This window comes from Nonomuraea sp. NPDC051941 (assembly GCF_044593615.1).
Genome location: NZ_JBIUCF010000034.1, coordinates 72,125 through 91,959 on the forward strand (window position 1 = coordinate 72,125; position 19,835 = coordinate 91,959).

At 70.0% G+C, this 19,835-nt stretch carries 16 protein-coding genes and 3 tRNA genes; 9 read left to right on the plus strand and 10 right to left on the minus strand.

Features of this window, described 5'->3' with window-relative positions:
* Nucleotides 1-55 precede the first annotated feature (55 nt).
* The 3 genes from ACIHFD_RS43100 (at nucleotide 56) to ACIHFD_RS43110 (ending at nucleotide 4,228) form a co-directional block, all read left to right on the plus strand.
* On the plus strand, nucleotides 56-553 hold the full coding sequence (locus ACIHFD_RS43100; protein WP_397371843.1) for a GNAT family N-acetyltransferase: 498 nt from the start codon (nucleotides 56-58) through the stop codon (nucleotides 551-553).
* A gap of 41 nt (nucleotides 554-594) precedes the next feature.
* Nucleotides 595-3,102 carry a DEAD/DEAH box helicase gene (locus tag ACIHFD_RS43105; protein WP_397371895.1) on the plus strand — a complete coding sequence of 836 codons (2,508 nt, stop codon included), beginning with the start codon at nucleotides 595-597 and terminating at the stop codon, nucleotides 3,100-3,102.
* A gap of 607 nt (nucleotides 3,103-3,709) precedes the next feature.
* Nucleotides 3,710-4,228 carry a DUF2087 domain-containing protein gene (locus ACIHFD_RS43110; protein WP_397371844.1) on the plus strand — a complete coding sequence of 173 codons (519 nt, stop codon included), beginning with the start codon at nucleotides 3,710-3,712 and terminating at the stop codon, nucleotides 4,226-4,228.
* A 10-nt stretch (nucleotides 4,229-4,238) separates the two neighbouring features.
* Here ACIHFD_RS43110 and ACIHFD_RS43115 read toward each other — a convergent pair whose 3' ends face one another.
* The 7 genes from ACIHFD_RS43115 to ACIHFD_RS43145 are packed head-to-tail and all read right to left on the minus strand — an operon-like array spanning nucleotide 4,239 to nucleotide 13,714.
* Nucleotides 4,239-5,840, minus strand: a complete 1,602-nt coding sequence (locus ACIHFD_RS43115) for a beta-N-acetylhexosaminidase (protein WP_397371896.1) — start codon at nucleotides 5,838-5,840, stop codon at nucleotides 4,239-4,241.
* A gap of 5 nt (nucleotides 5,841-5,845) precedes the next feature.
* Nucleotides 5,846-7,783, minus strand: coding sequence for an NPCBM/NEW2 domain-containing protein (locus tag ACIHFD_RS43120; RefSeq protein WP_397371845.1), 1,938 nt, complete (start codon nucleotides 7,781-7,783; stop codon nucleotides 5,846-5,848).
* Between the two features lie 10 nt (nucleotides 7,784-7,793).
* Nucleotides 7,794-9,338 (minus strand): alkaline phosphatase D family protein, encoded by a 1,545-nt coding sequence (locus ACIHFD_RS43125; protein WP_397371846.1) that lies wholly within the window; start codon nucleotides 9,336-9,338, stop codon nucleotides 7,794-7,796.
* An 8-nt stretch (nucleotides 9,339-9,346) separates the two neighbouring features.
* Nucleotides 9,347-10,651, minus strand: a complete 1,305-nt coding sequence (locus ACIHFD_RS43130) for an ABC transporter substrate-binding protein (protein WP_397371847.1) — start codon at nucleotides 10,649-10,651, stop codon at nucleotides 9,347-9,349.
* Between the two features lie 14 nt (nucleotides 10,652-10,665).
* A complete protein-coding gene (locus ACIHFD_RS43135; protein ID WP_397371848.1) occupies nucleotides 10,666-11,475 on the minus strand; it encodes a carbohydrate ABC transporter permease in 810 nt (269 codons plus the stop codon).
* A 14-nt stretch (nucleotides 11,476-11,489) separates the two neighbouring features.
* Nucleotides 11,490-12,416 carry a carbohydrate ABC transporter permease gene (locus ACIHFD_RS43140; protein ID WP_397371849.1) on the minus strand — a complete coding sequence of 309 codons (927 nt, stop codon included), beginning with the start codon at nucleotides 12,414-12,416 and terminating at the stop codon, nucleotides 11,490-11,492.
* Complete coding sequence (locus ACIHFD_RS43145; protein ID WP_397371850.1) at nucleotides 12,413-13,714, minus strand: glycoside hydrolase family 36 protein; 1,302 nt, start codon at nucleotides 13,712-13,714, stop codon at nucleotides 12,413-12,415. The genes ACIHFD_RS43140 and ACIHFD_RS43145 overlap by 4 nt, the downstream gene beginning before the upstream one ends.
* A 166-nt stretch (nucleotides 13,715-13,880) precedes the next feature.
* Between ACIHFD_RS43145 and ACIHFD_RS43150 the strand changes: the two genes are divergently transcribed.
* Entirely contained in the window at nucleotides 13,881-15,035 is a 1,155-nt protein-coding gene (locus ACIHFD_RS43150; protein ID WP_363972344.1) for an ROK family protein, read from the plus strand.
* A 10-nt stretch (nucleotides 15,036-15,045) separates the two neighbouring features.
* On the opposite strand, the gene ACIHFD_RS43155 is transcribed toward ACIHFD_RS43150, so the two are convergent.
* Entirely contained in the window at nucleotides 15,046-15,942 is an 897-nt protein-coding gene (locus ACIHFD_RS43155) for a helix-turn-helix domain-containing protein (protein ID WP_397371851.1), read from the minus strand.
* A 56-nt stretch (nucleotides 15,943-15,998) separates the two neighbouring features.
* On the opposite strand from ACIHFD_RS43155, the gene ACIHFD_RS43160 reads away from it, so the two are divergent.
* Nucleotides 15,999-16,778 carry a phytanoyl-CoA dioxygenase family protein gene (locus tag ACIHFD_RS43160; RefSeq protein ID WP_363972350.1) on the plus strand — a complete coding sequence of 260 codons (780 nt, stop codon included), beginning with the start codon at nucleotides 15,999-16,001 and terminating at the stop codon, nucleotides 16,776-16,778.
* Between the two features lie 21 nt (nucleotides 16,779-16,799).
* On the opposite strand, the gene dusB is transcribed toward ACIHFD_RS43160, so the two are convergent.
* Nucleotides 16,800-17,912, minus strand: a complete 1,113-nt coding sequence (gene dusB / locus ACIHFD_RS43165) for a tRNA dihydrouridine synthase DusB (RefSeq protein WP_397371852.1) — start codon at nucleotides 17,910-17,912, stop codon at nucleotides 16,800-16,802.
* 241 nt (nucleotides 17,913-18,153) lie between these two features.
* Between dusB and ACIHFD_RS43170 the strand changes: the two genes are divergently transcribed.
* The 4 genes from ACIHFD_RS43170 (at nucleotide 18,154) to ACIHFD_RS43185 (ending at nucleotide 19,092) form a co-directional block, all read left to right on the plus strand.
* Complete coding sequence (locus tag ACIHFD_RS43170) at nucleotides 18,154-18,789, plus strand: ACT domain-containing protein (RefSeq protein ID WP_355198235.1); 636 nt, start codon at nucleotides 18,154-18,156, stop codon at nucleotides 18,787-18,789.
* Nucleotides 18,790-18,854: 65 nt separating this feature from the next.
* Nucleotides 18,855-18,926: transfer RNA gene (locus tag ACIHFD_RS43175), tRNA-Gly, on the plus strand.
* Nucleotides 18,927-18,942: 16 nt separating this feature from the next.
* Nucleotides 18,943-19,016: transfer RNA gene (locus ACIHFD_RS43180), tRNA-Cys, on the plus strand.
* Between the two features lies 1 nt (nucleotide 19,017).
* Nucleotides 19,018-19,092, plus strand: a tRNA-Val gene (locus ACIHFD_RS43185).
* A 189-nt stretch (nucleotides 19,093-19,281) separates the two neighbouring features.
* On the opposite strand, the gene ACIHFD_RS43190 is transcribed toward ACIHFD_RS43185, so the two are convergent.
* Nucleotides 19,282-19,554, minus strand: a complete 273-nt coding sequence (locus tag ACIHFD_RS43190) for a hypothetical protein (protein WP_397371853.1) — start codon at nucleotides 19,552-19,554, stop codon at nucleotides 19,282-19,284.
* Nucleotides 19,555-19,835: the final 281 nt, after the last annotated feature.

The following is a 19,835-nucleotide window of genomic DNA, read 5'->3' on the forward strand; positions in this document are numbered from 1 at the left end:
ACGGGTGAGGATCGCGAAACACCGCCGTCACACGCCGTTGCGCAGAATGTGAGCCATGATGAGTATCCGCGCCCTTGCCGAAGCCGATCTGCCCGCCGTCGCCGACATCTACGCCCACTACGTGACCGGCGGCGTGGCCACGTTCGACGAGACGCCGCTCGACATCGGCCAGTGGCGGGCCAAGGCCGACGGCATCGCGGGCGCGGGGCTGCCGTTCCTGGTGGCCGAGGTGGACGGCGCGGTCGCCGGGTACGCCTACGTCGCCCAGTACCGCCCCAAGCCGGCCTACCGGCACACGGTCGAGGACACGATCTACCTGGCGCCCGCCTTCACCGGACGGGGCCTCGGGAAGCTGCTCCTCGCCGAACTGATCAAGAAGACCGGCGAGACCCCCGCCCGCCAGATGATCGCGGTGATCGCGGACTCGGGCGACCCGGCGTCGGCCCGGCTGCACAAGGCGTTCGGATTCGAGGAGGCCGGGCGGCTGCGGGCGGTCGGATTCAAGCACGGGCGCTGGATCGACACCGTGCTGCTTCAGCTCGACTTGCGATAAAAGGCCCCTGCCGGTTCGACCACACGGCAAACTTCGGCAGGATAGAGAGCGTGAGCCTACTCGTTGACCGCCTGCCCGAAGACATCGACGCCGACCCGGACGCGATCTTCGACGCGTTCGTCCAGTGGAACTCCGAGCGGGGGCTCACTCTCTATCCCGCTCAGGAGGAGGCCCTCATCGAGGTCGTCTCCGGCAGCAACCTGATCCTGGCCACCCCGACCGGCTCGGGCAAGTCGCTGGTGGCCGCGGGCGCCCACTTCGCGGCGCTGACGCGCGACCAGCGCACCTTCTACACCGCGCCGATCAAGGCGCTGGTGTCGGAGAAGTTCTTCGACCTGTGCGCGATCTTCGGCACCGAGAACGTCGGCATGATGACCGGCGACGCCAGCGTCAACCCGGGCGCGCCGATCATCTGCTGCACGGCCGAGATCCTGGCGAACGTGGCGCTGCGCGACGGCGCCGGGGCCGACATCGGCCAGGTCGTCATGGACGAGTTCCACTTCTACGCCGAGCCCGACCGCGGGTGGGCGTGGCAGGTGCCGATTCTGGAGCTGCCCAACGTGCAGTTCATCCTCATGTCGGCCACGCTCGGCGACGTGTCGATGTTCGAGCGCGACCTGACCAGGCGCACCGGCCGGCCGACGTCCGTGGTCAAGCACGCCGAGCGCCCGGTGCCGCTGATCTACTCCTACCGGATGACGCCCCTGCACGAGACGCTGGAGGAGATGCTCAAGACCGGGCAGGCGCCGGTCTACGTCGTGCACTTCACGCAGGCGGCGGCGATGGAGCGGGCGCAGGCCCTGATGTCCATCAACATGGCGACGAAGGCCGAGAAGGAGGCCATCGCCACGATGATCGGGGGTTTCCGCTTCACGACGCGGTTCGGGCGGGCGCTGTCCCGGCTGGTGCGCCACGGCATCGGGGTGCACCACGCGGGGATGCTGCCGAAGTACCGGCGCCTGGTGGAGCGGCTGGCCCAGGCGGGGCTGCTGAAGGTCATCTGCGGCACCGACACCCTCGGCGTCGGCGTCAACGTGCCGATCAGGACGGTGCTTTTCACGGCGCTGTCCAAGTACGACGGCAACAAGGTGCGGCGGCTGCGCGCCCGCGAGTTCCACCAGATCGCGGGCCGGGCGGGCCGGGCCGGGTTCGACACCATCGGCTACGTCGCCTGCCAGGCCCCCGAGCACGACATCGAGAACGCCAAGGCCCTGGCCAAGATCGGCGACGACCCCAAGCGGCGGCGCGGGTACGCGCGCAAGAAGCCGCCGGAGGGGTTCGTGGGCTGGAGCGAGGAGACGTTCCAGAAGCTCCAGGAGGCCGAGCCGGAGCCGCTCAACTCCCGCTTCAAGGTCAGCAACGCGATGCTGCTTGCGGTCATCAACCGGCCGGGCGACTGCTTCCAGGCGATGAAGCACCTGCTGACCGACAACCACGAGGACCGCAAGTGGCAGCGGCGGCACATCAGTCAGGCCATCGCGATCTACCGGTCGCTGCTGGCAGGCGGCATCGTCGAGCAGTTCGCCGAGCCCGACGAGCAGGGCCGGCGGGCCAGGCTGACGATCGACCTCCAGGAGGACTTCGCGCTCAACCAGGCGCTGTCCACGTTCGCGCTGGCCGCGTTCGACCTGCTCGACCGCGAGTCGCCGTCGTACGCGCTGGACATCGTCTCGATCGTGGAGTCGATCCTCGACGATCCGCGGCAGATCCTGTCGGCGCAGCTGAAGAAGGCGCGCGGCGAGGCGGTCGCGCAGATGAAGGCCGACGGCATCGAGTACGAAGAGCGCATGGAGCAGCTGGCCGAGGTCATGTACCCGATGCCGCTGGAGGACCTGCTGCTCGGGGCCTACGAGACCTACCGGCGCGGGCATCCGTGGGTGGGCGACTACACGGTCAGCCCCAAGGCCGTCATCCGCGACATGTTCGAGCGGGCGATGACGTTCAGCGACTACATCCAGTTCTACGAGCTGACCAGGTCCGAGGGCACGGTGCTGCGCTATCTGGCCGACGCCTACCGGACGCTGTCGCGTACGGTGCCCGAGCACCTCAAGACCGACGATCTGGTCGATCTGATCGAGTGGCTCGGCGAGCTGGTCCGCCAGGTCGACTCCTCGCTGATCGACGAGTGGGAGAAGCTCACCAACCCGGCCGAGGCGCTGGAGCAGAAGGACCAGCTGGAGGCCAAGGTGCGACCGGTCACGGCCAACCCGCGGGCCTTCCGCGTGCTGGTGCGCAACGCGATGTTCCGGCTGGTGGAGCTGTGCGCCATCGAGAAGGAGGAGGAGCTGGAGGAGCTGGCTCCCGACGTCGACTGGGGCGCGGCGCTGGACGCGTACTACGCCGACCACGAGGAGATCTTCACCGACGCCGACGCGCGCGGGCCCGCGCTGCTGCGGATCGAGGAGGAGAGCGGGCTCTGGAAGGTCCGGCAGACGATCAAGGATCCGGCCGGCGACGGCGACTGGGGCATCGACGCCCAGGTGGATCTGGCGGCCTCCGACGAGGAGGGCCGCGCGGTCCTGCACGTGACCGGCCTCAACCGGCTCTGAGGCGGCTGGAAAGCTGCGCTGGGGCTGCCCCCGAAGCCCAATGCAGCCCCAGAAAATGACAAGCCGTGTGCCGGAACGGACTGGCAAGGGCGCCCCGGCACACGCCTGTCGGATCAAGTGTCCTCGGTGGAACGTCGGGGTCGTGTCATGACAATGTCCCAAGATCGAGACATTTCTCACGATCAGCGATCGGCGATCGAAGGTCTACGGCCCGGACCCAGGCTTCAGCCATTGGAGTGAGCCCTTCTTTCGAAAGCTCATGCGAAGCCGGAGACGTAGAGGGTAATATCCCCTTCACTGGCAGTGACAACCAAGCTGCCAGTGTTACTCACCGCCGGGAGGGCGGAGCCCGTGCAGGCCAGACCGGCTGCGTGGGTTGGGGCGTGGAAACCCGCATGTGCGGGGCCGGAAGGTGAATCGCCAAGCAACAGCGTCTGGAGTCGCCGCGTTGACGGGACGCTCGGACGGCTGAAATCCCCGGGCATCAGCCGCGGGGAGCGCTTCAAGGTGCAGACCTTGGCGAGCGTGCGGGCGGTGGAGCGGTAGTCGGATCGGGAGCAGGCGCGTACGGCGACCGCCCGCGACCGCGCTGGGATCATGCGACAAAATGGTAGGGGTGAACGACGAAGAACTCAGGCGCGTGCTCGGCCTGCTCTATCAGGACGACACGTTACGGACCTTCGCCTCCCTGGTGCTGGGCGAGACCGACGGCCTGTCCCCCAAGGCACTGCACAAGCTGGCCGGCGGCGGCCTGGCGACGTGTGACGAGAGCGGCAAGTGGCGGGCCGCGCCCGAGCGGTTCAGGGAGCTGCTGCGGGCGCGGGCCGAGCCGGCGCAGGCGCTGAGCGCCGATGAGCGGGTGCTGCGCACGTTCCTGGTGGACGGGCGGCTGACGACCATGGGGATGCGCCGCGACAAGCGGCTCGTGGTGCTGCGCTACATCGCCACGCTGTTCGAGCCGGGTGTGCGCTACCCGGAGAAGGACGTCAACGTGACGCTGCGGGCCTTCCACGACGACTACGCGGCGCTGCGCCGCTACCTGGTGGACGAGGGGCTGCTCTCCAGGGAGGGCAACGTCTACTGGCGCAGCGGCGGGCACGTGGACATCGGCACCGTAGAGGTCTGACAGCAGAGGTCTAACGGCGCAGGTTGCTGGTCCAGGCGTCGAGTTTGGCCTGCCAGCGCTCCGGGTCCTCCGGCCGGCCCGGCACGCCGGGCCGGGTCTGCCAGGGCCGCGGCCCCTCCTCGTGCCTGTACTCCACGCCGATCGCCTCCAGGCGGGGCAGGTGCGCCGCCAGCCGCGTGCGGAAGTCGGCCAGGTCGCGCTCGGGAGAGCTCCACACCGTCTCGGAGAAGGCCGTGAGCCGGGGGAAGGCCATGTAGTCCGCGTGCCGGGCGGAGTCGATCAGCTCCGTCCACAGGCAGCACTGCGCGCCCAGCACGCGGTCGGCCGCCGGTTCGCCGCGCAGGTCGGCGGGCACGGGCTCGAAGGCGTAGACGTCCTCCAGCGCCAGCACCGTCCCGAACGGGACCGGCTCCTCCTCCCCCGGCCCCTGCCGGTAGTCCAGGTAGAGGCTCGTGTTCGAGCAGTTGATCACGTCGTGGCCCCTTCTGGCGGCGGTCACCGCGCCCAGCTCGCCGCGCCAGGACGCGACCACCGCACCGGGCGCGAGGCCGCCCTCCAGGATCTCGTCCCAGCCGACGAGCCTGCGGCCGCGCGCCGTCAGGTAGGCGTCGAACTGGTGGATGAACCAGCTCTGCAGCTCCTCCTCGTCCCGCAGCCCCAGCTCGGCGATGCGCCGCTGCGCCGCGAGGCTGGCCCGCCACTGGTCCTTGCGGCACTCGTCGCCGCCCAGCACGATGTACGGGCTGGGGAACAGGTCGAGCACCTCGTCCAGCACGTTCTGGAAGAACTTGATCGTGCTGTCCTCGACGTTGACCACGTTGTGGCCGACGCCCCAGGTCGTGCGCACCTCCAGGGGAGCGTCCAGGTTGCCCAGCTCCGGGTAGGCGGCGATGGCGGCCTGGGTGTGGCCGGGCAGGTCGATCTCGGGGACCACCGTCACGTGCCGGGCGGCCGCGTAGGCGACGATCTCCCTGATGTCGTCCTGGGTGTAGTGGCCGCCGTGCGGGCGGCCGTCCATGGGGCCGTCCCAGCCGGTCTGGCTCTCCTTGCGCCAGGAGCCGGCCTCGGTCAGCCTCGGGTAGCGGCGGATCTCGACCCGCCAACCCTGGTCGTCGGTGAGGTGCAGGTGCAGGACGTTCAGCTTGTGCAGGGCCAGCAGGTCGATGAAGCGGAGCACGTCCCGCTTGACCATGAAGTGCCGGGCGACGTCGAGGAGGGCCCCGCGCCACCCGAACCTGGGCGCGTCCTCGACGTACGCGCCGGGCACCTCGAAGGGGCCGCCCCCGGCTTTCCTGAAGGCCTCAGGCGGCAGCAACTGCCTGAACGTCTGCGCCCCGTAGAAGGCCCCGGCGGGACCACCCGCGACGATCTCCACCGTGGCGCCGACGGTCAGCCGGTACGCCTCCGGCGGCAGGTCGCCGAGCGCCAGGGTGATCGTTCCCGAGCCCCCCGGCAGCAGCTCGCCACCGGTGACGGGGGCGAGCTCGCCGCGCAGCCAGGCGGCCACCTCGCCGAGCGCCGGGTCGGCGGCGAGCGAGGTCTCGCGGTCGAGAACGAACGCCCCTGGCCTGGGCTCGTGCTTGACGGGCTTGGGAACGATCAACAACGGCAGACTCCTTACTTACAGGTGATGGCGGCGTCGGCGAAGTCGGCGTGGTCGGAGGTCGCGTTGTCGCCTCCGTTGGTCGCGACCAGCCGGACATATCTGGCGCCCTCGACGGACGCGGTGACCTTGCGGGCGGGCATGGCGCCGGTGAGCACGCCCGAGTGGGCGACCCGGCCGCCGTCGGCCCAGACCTCGAAGTCGGCCGAGCCCGCCGCGCCGACCTCGTCGTCGATCCCGGCCTGGAACTCGACGGTGGAGCAGCGTCCGGCGAGGTAGTACTCGATCTCGGCGGGCGCGTGGGCGCCGAGGCCCTTGGCGTAGGTGACGCCCTCGATGGTGATCGGTTTGCCGTCGCCGGCCGCCTTGTCACCGTTGCTGGTGTCCTTCTCGACCGGGCCGAAGTAGTTCTTGGCGCTGGTCCAGGCCACGTCGCTGAGGGAGGTCCGCCCCGGGCCCGGCGCCGTCGCGACCGTCACGACGGCCACGGCGGTCTGGGTGCCCTGGGTGAAGGTGAGCTCGTAGTTCCCCGGCGTCGCGCCGGCGGGCGGGGTGACGGCCCACTTCACGGTGAGCGTCTCGCCGCCGTCGAGCCGGCTCGCCCTGGCGGGCGTGCGCGCGGCGACCTGCCACCCGTCCGGTACGCGGGCCGCGACCTCGACGTCGCGCAGCCGCGCGGTGGCCCCGGTGTTGGTGACCCGGGTGACGATCTCGCCGGCCTTGCCCGGCTCCAGCACCGAGGGCCGGTCGTCGCCGAGGAACGCGGGCGGGTCGGCCTCGAACGTCACCAGCGGCGGCGCCTGCTCGCGGCTCTCGCTCACCCGGTAGAGCAGCGCCCCGTGCGCGGGGACCTGGGCCGACAGCTCGCCGTTGGACGAGGCGACCGCGCCGCTCCACAGCTCCTCGACCCGGTGGCGCGAGCCGCCGAGCCGGGTCGCGATGGTGGCCGCCCGGTCGCTCTCGTTGAACAGCGCGATGGCCCGGTCGCCGTTGGCCAGCGGCTTGGACAGCACGTGGTACCAGCCGTCGGTCTTGACGAACGTGCCGTGGACGCCCAGCGAGTCCTGATCGACGGCGACGACCTTGGGGTTGGCCACGACCGAGGGCGGCGCGGCGGCCGGGTCGGCCTGCAGGATCAGCGGCGCGGCGCCGACGGCCCAGAGGGTGAACTGGGCGCGGTACTCGGCCTCGGTCATCCCGCCGCGCCCGGCCTGGATCAGGTCCGGGTCGGCCCAGCTGCCCGGGCCCGCGTACTCGGCCCTGAGCTGGTTGGTCTCCCAGATGTCCACCATCGTGGCGTAGGTGTCGGGGATGGGGCGGTTGTAGACGTTCGTCCGCCAGGTGGTGGCGCCCGCGCCCTTGCCCCAGAGCCACGGCACGGTGCTGCCGTCCTCGTTGTTCATGGCGAACACGACGTCCGCGCCGAGGGCCTGGCGCATGCGGGGGTAGAGGACCTGGGCGATCTGCTGCACGTTCTGGCCGGGGAAGTCGGCGGCGGGGATGTTGCACCAGTCGTACTTGACGTAGTCGACGCCCCAGCCCTTGAGCTGCCCGGCGTCGGCGGCCTCGCTCTTGTACGAGCCGGGACCGCCGCCGGAGCACGCCTTGGTGCCGGCCGACAGGCTGAGCCCCAGCTTCATGCCCTTGCCGTGGACGTAGTCGGCCAGGGCCTTGACGCCGCCGGGGAAGCGGGTGGCATCAGGGGCGAGGGCGCCGCCCGCGCGCTGCGCGGCCAGCCAGCAGTCGTCGACGATGACGTACCGGTAGCCGAGCGGGACGAGGGGCACGAGGGCGTCGGCGGCCTTGCGTACCGACGACTCGGAGACCGAGCAGCCGAGCGAGCGGCTGCTCCAGCCCATCGGCGGGCCGGCCGCCGCTTCGGCGGTGCTGGATAACGGCACGAAGGGCATGGCGAGGAGGGCCGCCGCGGCGGCGGCCGTGAGGATGCGCATGGGAGTCCTGTCAGGCGGGGTTGAGTCTGGCGGCGCCCGGCTCGATGGCGAAGGAGCCGGAGGTGTAGGCGGGGGCGTACGGCTCGGTGACGCGTGACAGCGACCGGAAGTCGACCTTCATCTCCTGCTGGGTGAGCTTGGTGCGCACGTAGCCCCGGCGGCCGTTGAAGAACTTCACGTGCGGGTTCTCGTTGAGCAGCACCTGCGTGTTGGGGTATTCGTCCAGGCCGTTGCCGGCGCTCGTCACCGAGGTGGTGACCAGCTCGACGGCCACGGACTTCGACTCCGGGTCCTGGTAGTCCCGCTTGACCTCGCCGGCCCAGTGGCTGTGCACGTCGCCGGTGAGCACGACGGCGTTGCGCTTGTAGGTGTCGATGGCGGCCGTCAGGCGGTTGCGGGAGGCGACGTAGCCGTCCCAGCCCTCGTTCGAGTAACCCTTGCCCTCGCCGTTCGTCCAGTCCATCTCCATGAGGAAGACCTGCTGGCCGAGCAGGTCCCAGGTGGCGCGCGAGCCCTTCAGCTCGCCGTCCAGCCAGGCCTCCTGGTCGCGGCCCAGGATCGTGCGGTTCGGCTCCAGGCGGTCGAGGCAGTCGGGGCCGACGGTGCCGCTCTTGCCGGTGCACGCGTACAGGTCGCGGTACTGGCGGGTGTCGAGCAGGTGCAGGTTGGCCACCGCGCCCCAGCGGATGCTGCGGTAGAGCTTGAGCACCGACCCGTTCGGCTTCTGGGCTCGGCGCAGCGGCATGTTCTCGTAGTACGCCTGGAAGGCGGCGGCCCTGCGGGCGAGGAACGGCGGATCGGGCTGCTCGGGCACGTCGCCGGCCCAGGCGTTCTCGATGTCGTGGTCGTCCCACACCACGACCCAGGGGGCGATGGCGTGGGCCAGCTGCGACTCGGGGTCGGCCTTGTGCTGGGCGTGGCGTAACCGGTATCCGGCCAGGTCGAAGCACTCGCCGCCGGCCTGGTCGCGGACCGGGTACTTGTAGTCGCCGTACTCGTAGATGTAGTCGCCGAGGAAGGCGATCAGGTCGGGCTGGTCCTCGGCCATCCTGCGGTACGGCGTGAACCAGCCCACCTGGTAGTCGGCGCAGGAGGTGAACGACAGGTTCAGGGCCCGGCTGCGGGTGCCGGGGGCGGGGGCGGTGAGGGTGCGGCCGACGGGGCTGAGCTCGCCCTCGGCCTTGAAGCGGTAGAAGTACTCGGCGCCCGGCTGGAGGCCGTCGAGCTCGACGTGCACGCTGTGGGCCGCGTCGGTGCGGGCCACCTCGGCGCCGCTCCGTACGACATGCCGGAAGTTCTCGTCCTTGGCGAGCTGCCACTGGACCGGCACCGGGCGGTCCGGCATGCCGCCGAGGCCGTCGAGGGCGACCGGGTTCATGGCGAGCCGGGTCCACAGGACCACGCCGCCGGGCGTGGGCTCGCCGGAGGCGACGCCGAGCTGGAAGGGGTCGGAGAGAGGGGCGCGCCGGACGGCCGCGCGCACGGGTTCGGCACCCAGTGCGGCGGAAATGCCCAGGCTCGCGCCCCCGGCGAAGAGTGAACGCCGGGTGATCATGGGGGTCCTTACTTGACGGTGGCGTTGCCTTCGGCCACGGCCTGGTCGGCGGCGGCCTTGGGGGTGAGCTTGCCGAGGTACATCTCGTTGAAGATCTGGTTGAGCTTGGTCTCGAATCCGGTGAAGCCGGTGGTGACGGGCAGCGGGAAGGTCGAGCCCGTGGATTCCTGCTCGAAGGGCGTGACGTCGATCTTCTTGGCCTTCCAGTAGTCGACGTAGCCCTGGCTGAGGCCGTTGAGCGCGGGGAAGACGTAGCCGCCGTCGGCCATCATCTTCTGCGGCTCCTGGGTGCCGAGGTATTCGGCCAGCTTCATGGCCTCCTTGGGGTGCTTGCTCTTGGCGTAGACGGCCTCGGCCAGTCCGTTCAGGTTGACGGAGCGGCCCTGCGGCCCCTCGGGCATGGCCGCGACGCCCATCTCGAACGTGGCCTCCGGCGCCACGAACGGCAGCAGCGCGTTGTTGGCGGGGAACATCGCGACCTTGCCCGCCTTGAACATGTCGGTGATCTTGCCGGTGGGCGGGTTCGTCTGGGTGGCGGGCGGGGCCACGTGGTGCTTGTTGACCAGGTCCACGCCGAACTGCAGCGCCTCGACCGACGCCGGGTCGTTGAAGGCGTACTTGCCGAAGGGCTTGTCGACGAGCTTGCCGCCGTTGGAGCTGACCCAGTTCATCCACTGCGTCTGGTAGTGGTTCCAGGAGGCGAAGCCGTACGTCTTGACCTTGGCGGGGTCGAAGCCCGCGTCGCCGGGGTGCTTGCCGGCCTCGTCCACGGTGAGCTTGCGCGCGGTGTCGAGCAGGGTGCCGGTGCCGTCCTTGGCCCAGGTCAGCTTGTCGGGCATCTCGACGCCGGCCTGCTTGAACAGGTCCTTGTTGTAGAGCAGGCCGACGATGCCCCAGTCCTTCGGGACGCCGTAGAGCTTGTTCTCGTAGGTGAAGGAGCCGACGACGGTCTGGTGGTACTTCGACGCGTCGACCTGGACGGGCGACAGGACGCCCTTGGTGACGTACTCGGGGAACTGGGTGGGGGTCATCCAGAAGACGTCCGGCGCGGTGCCCGCGACGACGTCGGCGGTGAGCTTCGTCCAGTACTGGTCGTACGGCAGCAGCTCGATGTTGACGTGGATGCCGGGGTTGGCCTTCTCGAAGGCCGCCATGACCTTCTCGTAGCCGACCTTCTGCTGGTCGTCCCAGAGCCGGTACGTCAACGTGACCTGATCGGACCCGCCTCCGCCGCCCGAGCCCGAGCCGCAGGAGGTGAGGGCGAGCAGGGCGGCGCCGAGCAGCGCCCAGCGAATCGGGGGGTTGCGCAACATTCGCTGACCTCTTCTTACTTGAGACCCGTGAGGACCACGGATCTGACGATGTGCTTCTGGAAGAAGATGAAGATGGCCACCATCGGGACCAGCGCGATCAGGCTGCCGGCCATCATGAGGTTGTAGTCGACGCCGATGCCCTGCTTGAGCGTGGCGATGGCCACCGTGATGACCTTGGTGTCGTCGCCGCTGGTGATGATCAGCGGCCAGAGGAAGCTGTTCCAGGACGAGATCACGGTGATGATCGCCAGCGTGCCGAGCGCCGGGCGGCAGAGCGGGAGCATGACGCGCAGCAGGATCGTCAGCGGGCCCGCCCCGTCGATCCGCGCCGCCTCCTCCAGGCCGGCGGGCAGGGTCTTGAGGAACTGCCGCATCAGGAAGATCCCGTACGGGGTGCCGAGCACGTACGGGGCGAGCAGGCCGTACCAGGTGTTGACCAGGTCCAGCTGCCGCATGATCAGGAACAGCGGGATCATGGTGACGGCGCTGGGCACCATCATCGTGGCCACGAACAGCCAGAACAGCGCGTCCCTGCCCCTGAACCGGAGCCGGGCGAACGCGTACGCCGCGAACGTGGTGAACACCAGCTGCCCGGCCGTCAGCAGCGCCGTCATCACGGCCGTGTTGAGGAGGTAGCGGGGGAAGTCGCCGGCCAGCATCTTCGCCAGGTTGTCCGTGGTCGGCGGCAGCCCCGGCAGCCACGGGGCCGTCTCGCTGAGCTGCCCCTGTGTCTTGAACGCGGTCAGGACCACGAGCAGGTACGGGAATACGGAGACGAACGCACCGATGGCGAGCACGGCGTACAGGAAAATTCGCTTGGCCACGAGTCTCACAGCTCTCAGCTCAGGTCGTAGGTGGTGCGCTTGCCGAAGAACCTGACCTGCGCCATCGTCACCAGGAAGATGATCAGGAAGAGCAGCGTCGACAGCGTGGCCGCGTAGCCGAAGTCGAACTCCTTGAACGCGGTCTGGTAGATCCGGAAGTTCAGCACCTCGGTGGTGTGGCTGGGGCCGCCGTCCGTCATCGCGAACACCGTGTCGAACACCTGGAAGGCGCCGATCAGGTTCGTCACGCTGACGAAGAACATCGTGGGGTTGAGCAGCGGCAGCGTGACCCGCCAGAACCGCTGGGCCGGGGTCGCGCCGTCGGTCTCGGCCGCGTCGTGCAGCTCCTTCGGGATGCCCTGCAGGCCGGCCAGGAAGAACAGCATGTTGTAGCCGGTGTACTGCCAGATGCTGACCAGCGCGACGGCGGGCAGCGCCCACGCGGGGTCGGACAGCCAGTCGGGGCCGGTGACGCCGACCAGCGCGAGCGCGCTGTTGATGGCGCCCTCGCGGGGGTCGAAGATCCAGTTCCAGATCAGGGCGAGGACGATGGGCGTGGCCATCCAGGGGACCACGAAGAGCGAGCGGTAGAACCTGACGCCCTTGACGCGCTGGTTGAGCAGCATGGCGAGGGCCAGGGCGAGCACGGTCTGGAGCGGGATGCACAGCAGCACGTACGCGACCGTCACCCCGAGCGAGTGCCACGCCTGCCCGTCCCCCGCCAGGCGGCGGTAGTTGTCCAGCCCGACGAACTCGGGGGACGAGAGCAGCTCCCAGTCGAAGAGGCTGAGGACGAGCACGATGAGCATCGGCAGCAGGAGGAACGCGATCACCCCGAAGAGGCTGGGGGCGACGAAGAGGTAGGCGTGCCAGCCGCTCCCCCGCCTCTTGGCCACCTTGACATCCGCCACCAGGCTGCTCCGCGCGATGTGGGTGGTCACGAGGGGTCCGTCGCCGTCGGGACCATGAGGCGCCTGGTCGTCTCCAGGCCCCAGTCGTCCAGCGCCGCGATCGGGTCGCTCGACCCGCGCAGGCCGCCCGTGCCGGCGATGTGCGCGGCCCACTCCTCCCGCGCCTCCACCTCGGGGCGCAGGATGATGCAGTCGGGGTCGTTCACCCACCAGCGGGCGTGCAGGAACTCGCGGGCCGCGCCGGTGAGCCGGGCGCCGAGCTGGGACGGCTGGCTGATGTCGCCGGACTTGGGCTGCAGGGTCGGCGCGATGTCCGGGCTGACCCGCATGACGTCGACCAGGCCGATGCTGGGCAGCATGGGCGCGCCGCACCCGTGCAGGGTGGCGTCCGCGCCCGCGCCCCGGCGGATCAGCTCCAGGCCCCGCCGGTACGCGGCGATCGGGTCGAGGTCCTCGTGCCGCCCGCCCGCGAGGGCTCCCGCGTAGATGAAGTCGAGCTTGAAGTGGCTGATGCCCATGGCGCTGAACGTGCGGAAGACGTTCACGAGATGCTCGGCCGCCTCCGGGTTGGTGACGTCGAGCACGGCCAGCTCCTGGTCCCACATGCGCCCGGCGTACGCGTCCCTGACCAGCCAGTCGGGGTGCTCGCGGAAGATCCGGCTGCGGTGGCCGACGAGGAACGGCGCGGTCCAGATCCCGGCCCGCCGCCCGGCGCCCGTGACGGCGTCCACGGCCCGCGCCAGCGAGCCGAACTCCGGCCGCCCCTCCAGCCAGTCGCCGATCTCGGCCTCGTAGCCGTCGTCGACGAGGAACATGTCGGCGCCCAGGCCGAGGCGTTCGGAGCGCTGGAGGTTCTCGATGACGTCGGCGTCGGTGACCTTGTCCCAGTAGCCGTACCAGGTGCACCACATGGGCGGGACGGCTGGGAACGTCCGCTTCTCCGTCATGGTGTCCGCCCAGTCGCGCAGGGCCTGGTCCAGGCCGCCTTCGGCGCGGTGGTGGCGTACCGGGCCGTCGGCGGAGATCACCAGGCGGCCGCCCTCTTCACGCGCCCTGATCGAGGGCACCTGGAGGGGGCTCGGCGCGGACCAGAGCTCGACGGAGCCGTCGCCCGGCTCGACGGCCAGCAGCCCTTCGCCCTGGAACACCCCCCGGGGGATGGGGGCCTCGGGGCGGTAGGCGAGGATCTGGATGGTCTCGTCGGCGGGCCGGGGCGGGGCGTCCGTCAGGCGGTACGCGCCGGTGGGGCTCCACGACTGCCAGCCGTGCTCGAACACCCGCGCCTCGCCAGGGCCGCACCTGATCTCGCCGATGTCTTCGAACGACATCCTCAATCCTCTCGACTTACGAAGGAGCACTTCATTAGTAGCACCGGCGCTCCGGCGGGGTCAATGACGGATTTTTGCCGCAATAACAGGAGGTGGAGGCGGCGCGTACAGCCGTCAATCGCTGGCATAATCTCTGGTTACAGAGGAGACCTACTTAAGGACGGCGATGGCGGACGTTCGCGGCGGCGACCTGTCCCGGCTGCGGCAGCTCAACTCGCTGACGGCCATCCGGGAGCTGCGCAGGGCGGGGCCGCTCACCCTGTCGGCGCTCGCCGAGCGCACCGGCCTGTCCCGGCCGTCCATGAAGGAGGTCACCGACGAGCTCATGGGCCTGGGCTGGGTGGAGGAGGTGCCGCCGAGCCCCGGCACGATGGGCCGGCCGGCCCGCCGCTACCGCTTCCGCGCCGACAGCGGCTACCTGGTCGGGGTGGACATAGGGGGTCACAACATCCGCGCCGCCCTGTCCGACCTGGACGGCGAGATCCTCGCCGAGACCCGGCAGCCGGTGCTGCCCGACGACCCGATCGAGGAGCGCCTGGCGGCGATCGAACGCGCCGTCTCCGGCTGCCTGGCGCTCAGCCGTACGTCGGTCTCCGACCTGTGGATGATCTCGGTCGGCACGGTCGGCGTGATCGACGTCGAGGGGCGCGTCATCTACTCGGCCGCCGTGCCCGCCTGGCGCGACCTCGACCTCGCGGGCAAGCTGCGCGAGATGTTCCCCTGCCAGATCCTCATCGAGAACGACAGCCGCCTGGCCGCCATGGCCGAGACCCGGCGCGGGGTGGCCAAGGGCGCCAGGGACGTGGTGTTCATGCACGTCGGCCGGCGCATGGGAGCCGGGCTGATCATCGGCGGGAAGGTGCACAGGGGGTTCGGGGCGGCGGCCGGGGAGATCTCCATGCTGCCCGAGGCCCGCTGGTACGACCCCGCCGAGCACCTCAACACCTGCCCGTCCCTCCCCGAGGGCACGCCGCCCGAGGACGCGGCCGGCTGGACGCTGGCCGCCGCCCGCAACGGGGACCCGGTGGCGCTCGCCGCCGTCGAGCGGTACGTGGACGACCTCGCGGTGGGCACGGCCGCGATGGTGCTCATCCTGGACCCGCAGATGGTGGTGCTGGGCGGCGGCTTCTCCCGCTCCTCCGACGTGCTGCTGGGGCGGCTGCGGGAGCGGTTGGAGCGTACGTGCATGCGGATGCCGGAGGTGCGGGCGTCGACACTGGGGGACGAGTGCGTGGTGGTGGGGGCCATCGACTACGCGGTCGACCACCTCGACGACCAGCTCTTCACCCCCGACAGAGGCCCCCTCCCGTTCACCCGCTGACACCCTTGGGTCAGGAGGGCGGGCGGCGGCGGGCGCGGTAGTCGCGGGGTGGCAGGCCGTACTCGCGGCTGAAGGCCCGGCTGAAGTGGAACGGGCTGACGAAGCCGGACGCCGCCGCCACCTGCCCCACGTCCAGGTCCGTCACCTCCAGCAGGCTCGCGGCGTGCCGTACCCGCGCCTCGCGGACGGCCTGCATCGGGCTACGCCCGGTCTCGGCGGCGAACAGGTGGGCGAAGCGGGACGGCGAGAGCGCGACGGCACGCGCGAGCGAGGCGACCGAGTGCGCCGCTCCGGGCTCGGCGGCGATGAGCGCGAGCGTCCGGCGTACCCGCTCGTCGCCCTCGTCCGGCCGCCGCGCCCCCTCGGGCCGGGCGGAGGCGGTGGCCAGGACGATCGCCTCCTCCACGGCCCCCAGCACCAGCTCCCGCGCCGGCCCCGACAGGACGACGGCGGGCAGCCGCGCCTCGGCGGAAGCCGCCACGGGCGGGTACACGTCGGGCAGGGGCGCGGCCGGCACCCACCGGGCGTCCTGGAGCGCGCGCTCGAACGCCAGCCCCATCCGCCCGCGCACGCCCACCGGCACGCCCCCGACCAGATGGCACCCGTCACCCCGGGCGAACGGCCCCAGCCAGGCCGTCCACGAGGGCCGGGGCTGGAAGTGCACCCACCAGAACCGCCACCGCTCCGCGCCCGGCAGCACCCGGTAGTACTGCGACACCCCGGACCCGAGCACCGCCAGGTCCCCCGCCCGGACCTCGAACGACGCCCCGCCCTGCGCCACGAACCCCGCCCCCGCCTCCGTCCACAGCAGCAGCCAGCTCGGCGACCCGGCGGGACGGCGGGTGGCGTACCCGGGCGCCTTGTCGTAGTGGCCGACGATCGTCAGCTCGGCAGCAGGAACAGACATGTCCTCAGCGGTCACAGGCATACCGTTCCACGATCCCGGTCTCTAGCGTGGGAAACATGAGGCTCAACGACTTCCACGATCAGGGGTACTTGCTGGTGCCCGGTCTCCTCGCCCCGGAAGAGGTGGCCGAACTGCGCGACGCGTTCATGGCGCTGCACGCCAAGGGGCCGATCCCGGGTCACTTCGCGCCGCAGCCGCAGGAACCCGGCCGGCCGTACGACATCCTCCGTGACTACCCGCGGATCATGCACCCTCACCAGGTGAACGACCTGGCCCTGCGGTATCTGCTCGACACGCGCATCGCCGCGATTCTCCGCGACATCCTAGGAGAGGAGCCGATAGCAGCCCAGAGCATGTTCTACTTCAAGCCGCCGGGCGCCAGGGGCCAGGCGCTGCACCAGGACAACTTCTACCTCCGGGTCGAACCGGGCACGTGCGTGGCCGCATGGGTGGCGCTCGACAAGGTGGACCGGGCCAACGGCGGCCTCGAGGTCGTTCCGGGGACACACCTCATGGACCTGTTCTGCCCGGAGGAGGCGGACCAGGACATCTCCTTCACCAGGGAGTACGTGCCGCCGCCGCCCGGCCTGACGAAGGTGCCGGTGGACATGGAGCCCGGGGACGTGCTGTTCTTCAACGGCAGCCTGGTGCACGGCTCGGAGCCGAACAGCACGGCCGACCGCTTCAGGCGCAGCTTCATCTGCCATTACGTGGGCCGCTCGGCCGAGCGGATCGCCGAGTACTACCCGACGCTCACGATGTCGGGCGAACCCGTCCGGTTGGAGACGTCCGTGGGCGGCGGCCCCTGCGGCACCGAGATCACCGGCCCCCACTGAGCCGCGTACCCGCAGAAGAGGTCAACCGCCGGAGATGTCGGACTCCGCGTCGCCGTCGGGGATCACGCAGTCCCAGGGGTCGTCCAGCCACCCGTCCGGCAGCAGCACCTTGGTCCGCTCCCCCGACTTCCCCCGAGGCGTGTCCGTGTTCGGCGGCCACGGCTGGTCGTGCTCCAGCTTCGCCAGCCCCTCGCGCAGCCCATCGAGCGACTCGGCCGTGGCCAGCTCCCGCCGCAGCTCGCTCCCGACCGTGAACCCCTTCAGATACCACCCGACGTGCTTGCGGAAGTCGGCGACCGCGTACCGCTCGATGTCGAAGCACTCGGTCAGCCCTTCGGCGTGCCTGGCCATCACCTCGGCGACCTCGCCGAGGGTGGGCCGGGCCCGCTCGGGGCTGCCGTTGAACGCGTTCTCCAGGTCCTTGAACAGCCACGGCCGCCCCAGGCAGCCCCGCCCGACCACCACGCCGTCGCACCCGGTGCGCGCCACCATGCGCAGGGCGTCGTCGGCGCACCAGATGTCGCCGTTGCCCAGCACGGGGATCTCCGGCACGGCCTCCTTCAGCCGGGCGATGGCCTCCCAGTCGGCCACTCCCCCGTAATGCTGCTTGGCCGTGCGGGCGTGCAGCGCGATCGCCGCGACGCCCTCCTCGGCCGCGATCCGCCCCGCGTCGAGGTACGTCAGGTGATCGTCGTCGATCCCCTTGCGCATCTTCATCGTGACGGGCAACGACCCCGCGTTGGCCACCGCCTCCCGCAGGATCCGCCGCAGCAGATTCCTCTTGTACGGCAGCGCGGACCCGCCCCCGCGCCTGGTCACCTTGGGCACCGGGCAGCCGAAGTTCAGGTCGACGTGATCGGCCAGGTCCTCCTCGGCGATCATCTTGACCGCCCGTCCCACGATGTCGGGATCCACCCCGTACAGCTGGATGCTCCTGGGCCGCTCCGACTCCGCGAACCTGATCATCCGCAGCGTCTTCGGGTTACGCTCGACCAGCGCGCGCGTCGTGATCATCTCGCAGACGAACAGGCCCGCGCCCTGCTCCCTGCACAGCACCCGGAACGGCGCGTTCGTGATGCCCGCCATCGGCGCCAGCACCACGGGCGGCCAAACCCCAATCGGCCCAATCTTCACTCCGTCAGTTGTAGCGCAGGTCAGGTCGTAACCGGTATTCGCAAACGTCAGGTTGCCACTCGCGCATCGCTCACACGTTCTACCCGCACAGGCCAAAGCCTGGTAATCTCATGGTCACTCAGGGTGAGCGCCTACGCCTCCCCGCCCAGGTGGGCAACGATCCCAGCCGGGTATTCCTGACGCAGGATGGCTAAGCTGATCAGAGACGTTGTTATTCGCATCTTCAGCGGAGAGAGGACGGATGCTTCTTCGCGTACGGGTGGCGCTGCCCGACAAGCCGGGTTCGCTCGCACAGGTGACCAAGGTTCTGGGGGCGTCGGGGGCCGACATCACGCAGGTGACCGTGCTCGACCGGGGCGCCGGCCAGGCCGTTGACGACATCACGGTCTTCTGCGCGGAGAGCACGCCCAGGCAGTCGCTGGTCAAGAGCCTGGAGACGGTGGAGGGCGTGGCGGTCGAGGGCATCTGGACCACGCGGGAGGCCCCGGGCACGTACCCTGAGCTGGAGATTCTCAAGTACATCACCACGGCGGGCGACCGCGCGCTCACCACGCTCGTCGACTCGCTCCCGGTCCTGTTCAGCGCCGACTGGGCCGCCACGACGGCCGAGCGGCGCGTCCTGTACGCCAGCTGGCGCGCCCCGAAAGACCTGATCGTCCCGGAGGAGACCCCGTCCCGCCCGACGGCCGTCACCCTGGAGGAGGGGCTGCACGTCATTCACGCCCCGCTGCCGCCTCTGGCCCTCTCCCTCCTCCTGGCCCGCTCGGAAGGCCCCGCCTTCCACCGCATCGAGGTCCACCGCCTCACCCGCATCCTGGAGATCTTCCTCAGCCTGCCCGCCACCGAGCGGAGCGTGGCCCGCCAGCTCCGCAAATAGGCGCACTCCACCGCTACGCGTAACCATCCGGTCGGCGAACGCGCTAGAGTTGTCGAGGCAGCAACGCGGAAGTGGCTCAGTGGTAGAGCATCACCTTGCCAAGGTGAGGGTCGCGGGTTCGAATCCCGTCTTCCGCTCGGAGAGATTCGACTCGGTGGCGTGGCCGAGAGGCGAGGCAGCGGCCTGCAAAGCCGTCCACACGGGTTCAAATCCCGTCGCCACCTCCACGGACGATTAGCTCAGCGGGAGAGCGCTTCCCTGACACGGAAGAGGTCACTGGTTCAATCCCAGTATCGTCCACCAGGCTTCATTGCGAACTAGGTCCGACCTAGTCAGACAGGAGTTAAGCCCCAGCTCACGGCCCACGCCGGGAGTCTGGGGCTTCTTGTTGTCCTCGGTCAATCATGGTTGCCGTCAGCACCGGTGCTGACGTTGTGCTGACGCCCGACTCACCCCCACCACCTGATGGGGGCTCGAGTCCTTCCATCACGCTCAGCTCGCTGCCGGCTCGACGCTCTTTTGATCGGCCGGGGCGACCTTGAGGCCCTCACCTTCGACGGCTTCGCCGTTGCCGTCATCCCGTGGCACGAGTGCCCGTGCAAGTTCCGTGACCTTGTCGAACAGGGCGAGAACGAACTCACGCCCCTCCGACCGCCAGATCAGGATGGGCAACGCCGGCGCCATTATGGCGACAAGCGGGATGAGGAGAAGAACCAAGAGCGCGCCGAGCGCCACTCGCTGCCAGGTTGCGTTTAGAACGATCATCTGCGATCCCGGTCCACGGTCCGTTGGGTCACTTCCCAGACGCTTGCGCGTCTTCCCCCCCATGACCGCGTGTCCGCCAGCACGGGCATCGCGTGAGCAAGTGCTCCGAAGCGCCATGGGAGGTAACGCATGGCTGCAGAGGGCCGGCCCCGAAGCAGAACGCGGTTCGCCGCAACAGGCGGCTCAGCGAAGGCCCGCCAACCTGCGCGGCGCTCGCCTGGATTGCAGGGCTCTGCGCGGAGTCGGCACAGCCGCCAACGCTCCCGCCCATCCGTCCCAGG

What these genes read in the sequence shown, in the direction of transcription:
- ACIHFD_RS43125 (WP_397371846.1), bottom strand. Translation starts at nt 9,338, where the DNA reads ATGATCACCCGGCGTTCACTCTTCGCCGGGGGCGCGAGCCTGGGCATT.
- ACIHFD_RS43130 (WP_397371847.1), bottom strand. Translation starts at nt 10,651, where the DNA reads ATGTTGCGCAACCCCCCGATTCGCTGGGCGCTGCTCGGCGCCGCCCTG.
- ACIHFD_RS43120 (WP_397371845.1), bottom strand. Translation starts at nt 7,783, where the DNA reads ATGCGCATCCTCACGGCCGCCGCCGCGGCGGCCCTCCTCGCCATGCCC.
- ACIHFD_RS43110 (WP_397371844.1), top strand. Translation starts at nt 3,710, where the DNA reads ATGGTAGGGGTGAACGACGAAGAACTCAGGCGCGTGCTCGGCCTGCTC.
- ACIHFD_RS43155 (WP_397371851.1), bottom strand. Translation starts at nt 15,942, where the DNA reads ATGTCTGTTCCTGCTGCCGAGCTGACGATCGTCGGCCACTACGACAAG.
- ACIHFD_RS43160 (WP_363972350.1), top strand. Translation starts at nt 15,999, where the DNA reads ATGAGGCTCAACGACTTCCACGATCAGGGGTACTTGCTGGTGCCCGGT.
- ACIHFD_RS43190 (WP_397371853.1), bottom strand. Translation starts at nt 19,554, where the DNA reads ATGATCGTTCTAAACGCAACCTGGCAGCGAGTGGCGCTCGGCGCGCTC.
- ACIHFD_RS43150 (WP_363972344.1), top strand. Translation starts at nt 13,881, where the DNA reads ATGGCGGACGTTCGCGGCGGCGACCTGTCCCGGCTGCGGCAGCTCAAC.
- ACIHFD_RS43170 (WP_355198235.1), top strand. Translation starts at nt 18,154, where the DNA reads ATGCTTCTTCGCGTACGGGTGGCGCTGCCCGACAAGCCGGGTTCGCTC.
- ACIHFD_RS43145 (WP_397371850.1), bottom strand. Translation starts at nt 13,714, where the DNA reads ATGTCGTTCGAAGACATCGGCGAGATCAGGTGCGGCCCTGGCGAGGCG.
- ACIHFD_RS43100 (WP_397371843.1), top strand. Translation starts at nt 56, where the DNA reads ATGATGAGTATCCGCGCCCTTGCCGAAGCCGATCTGCCCGCCGTCGCC.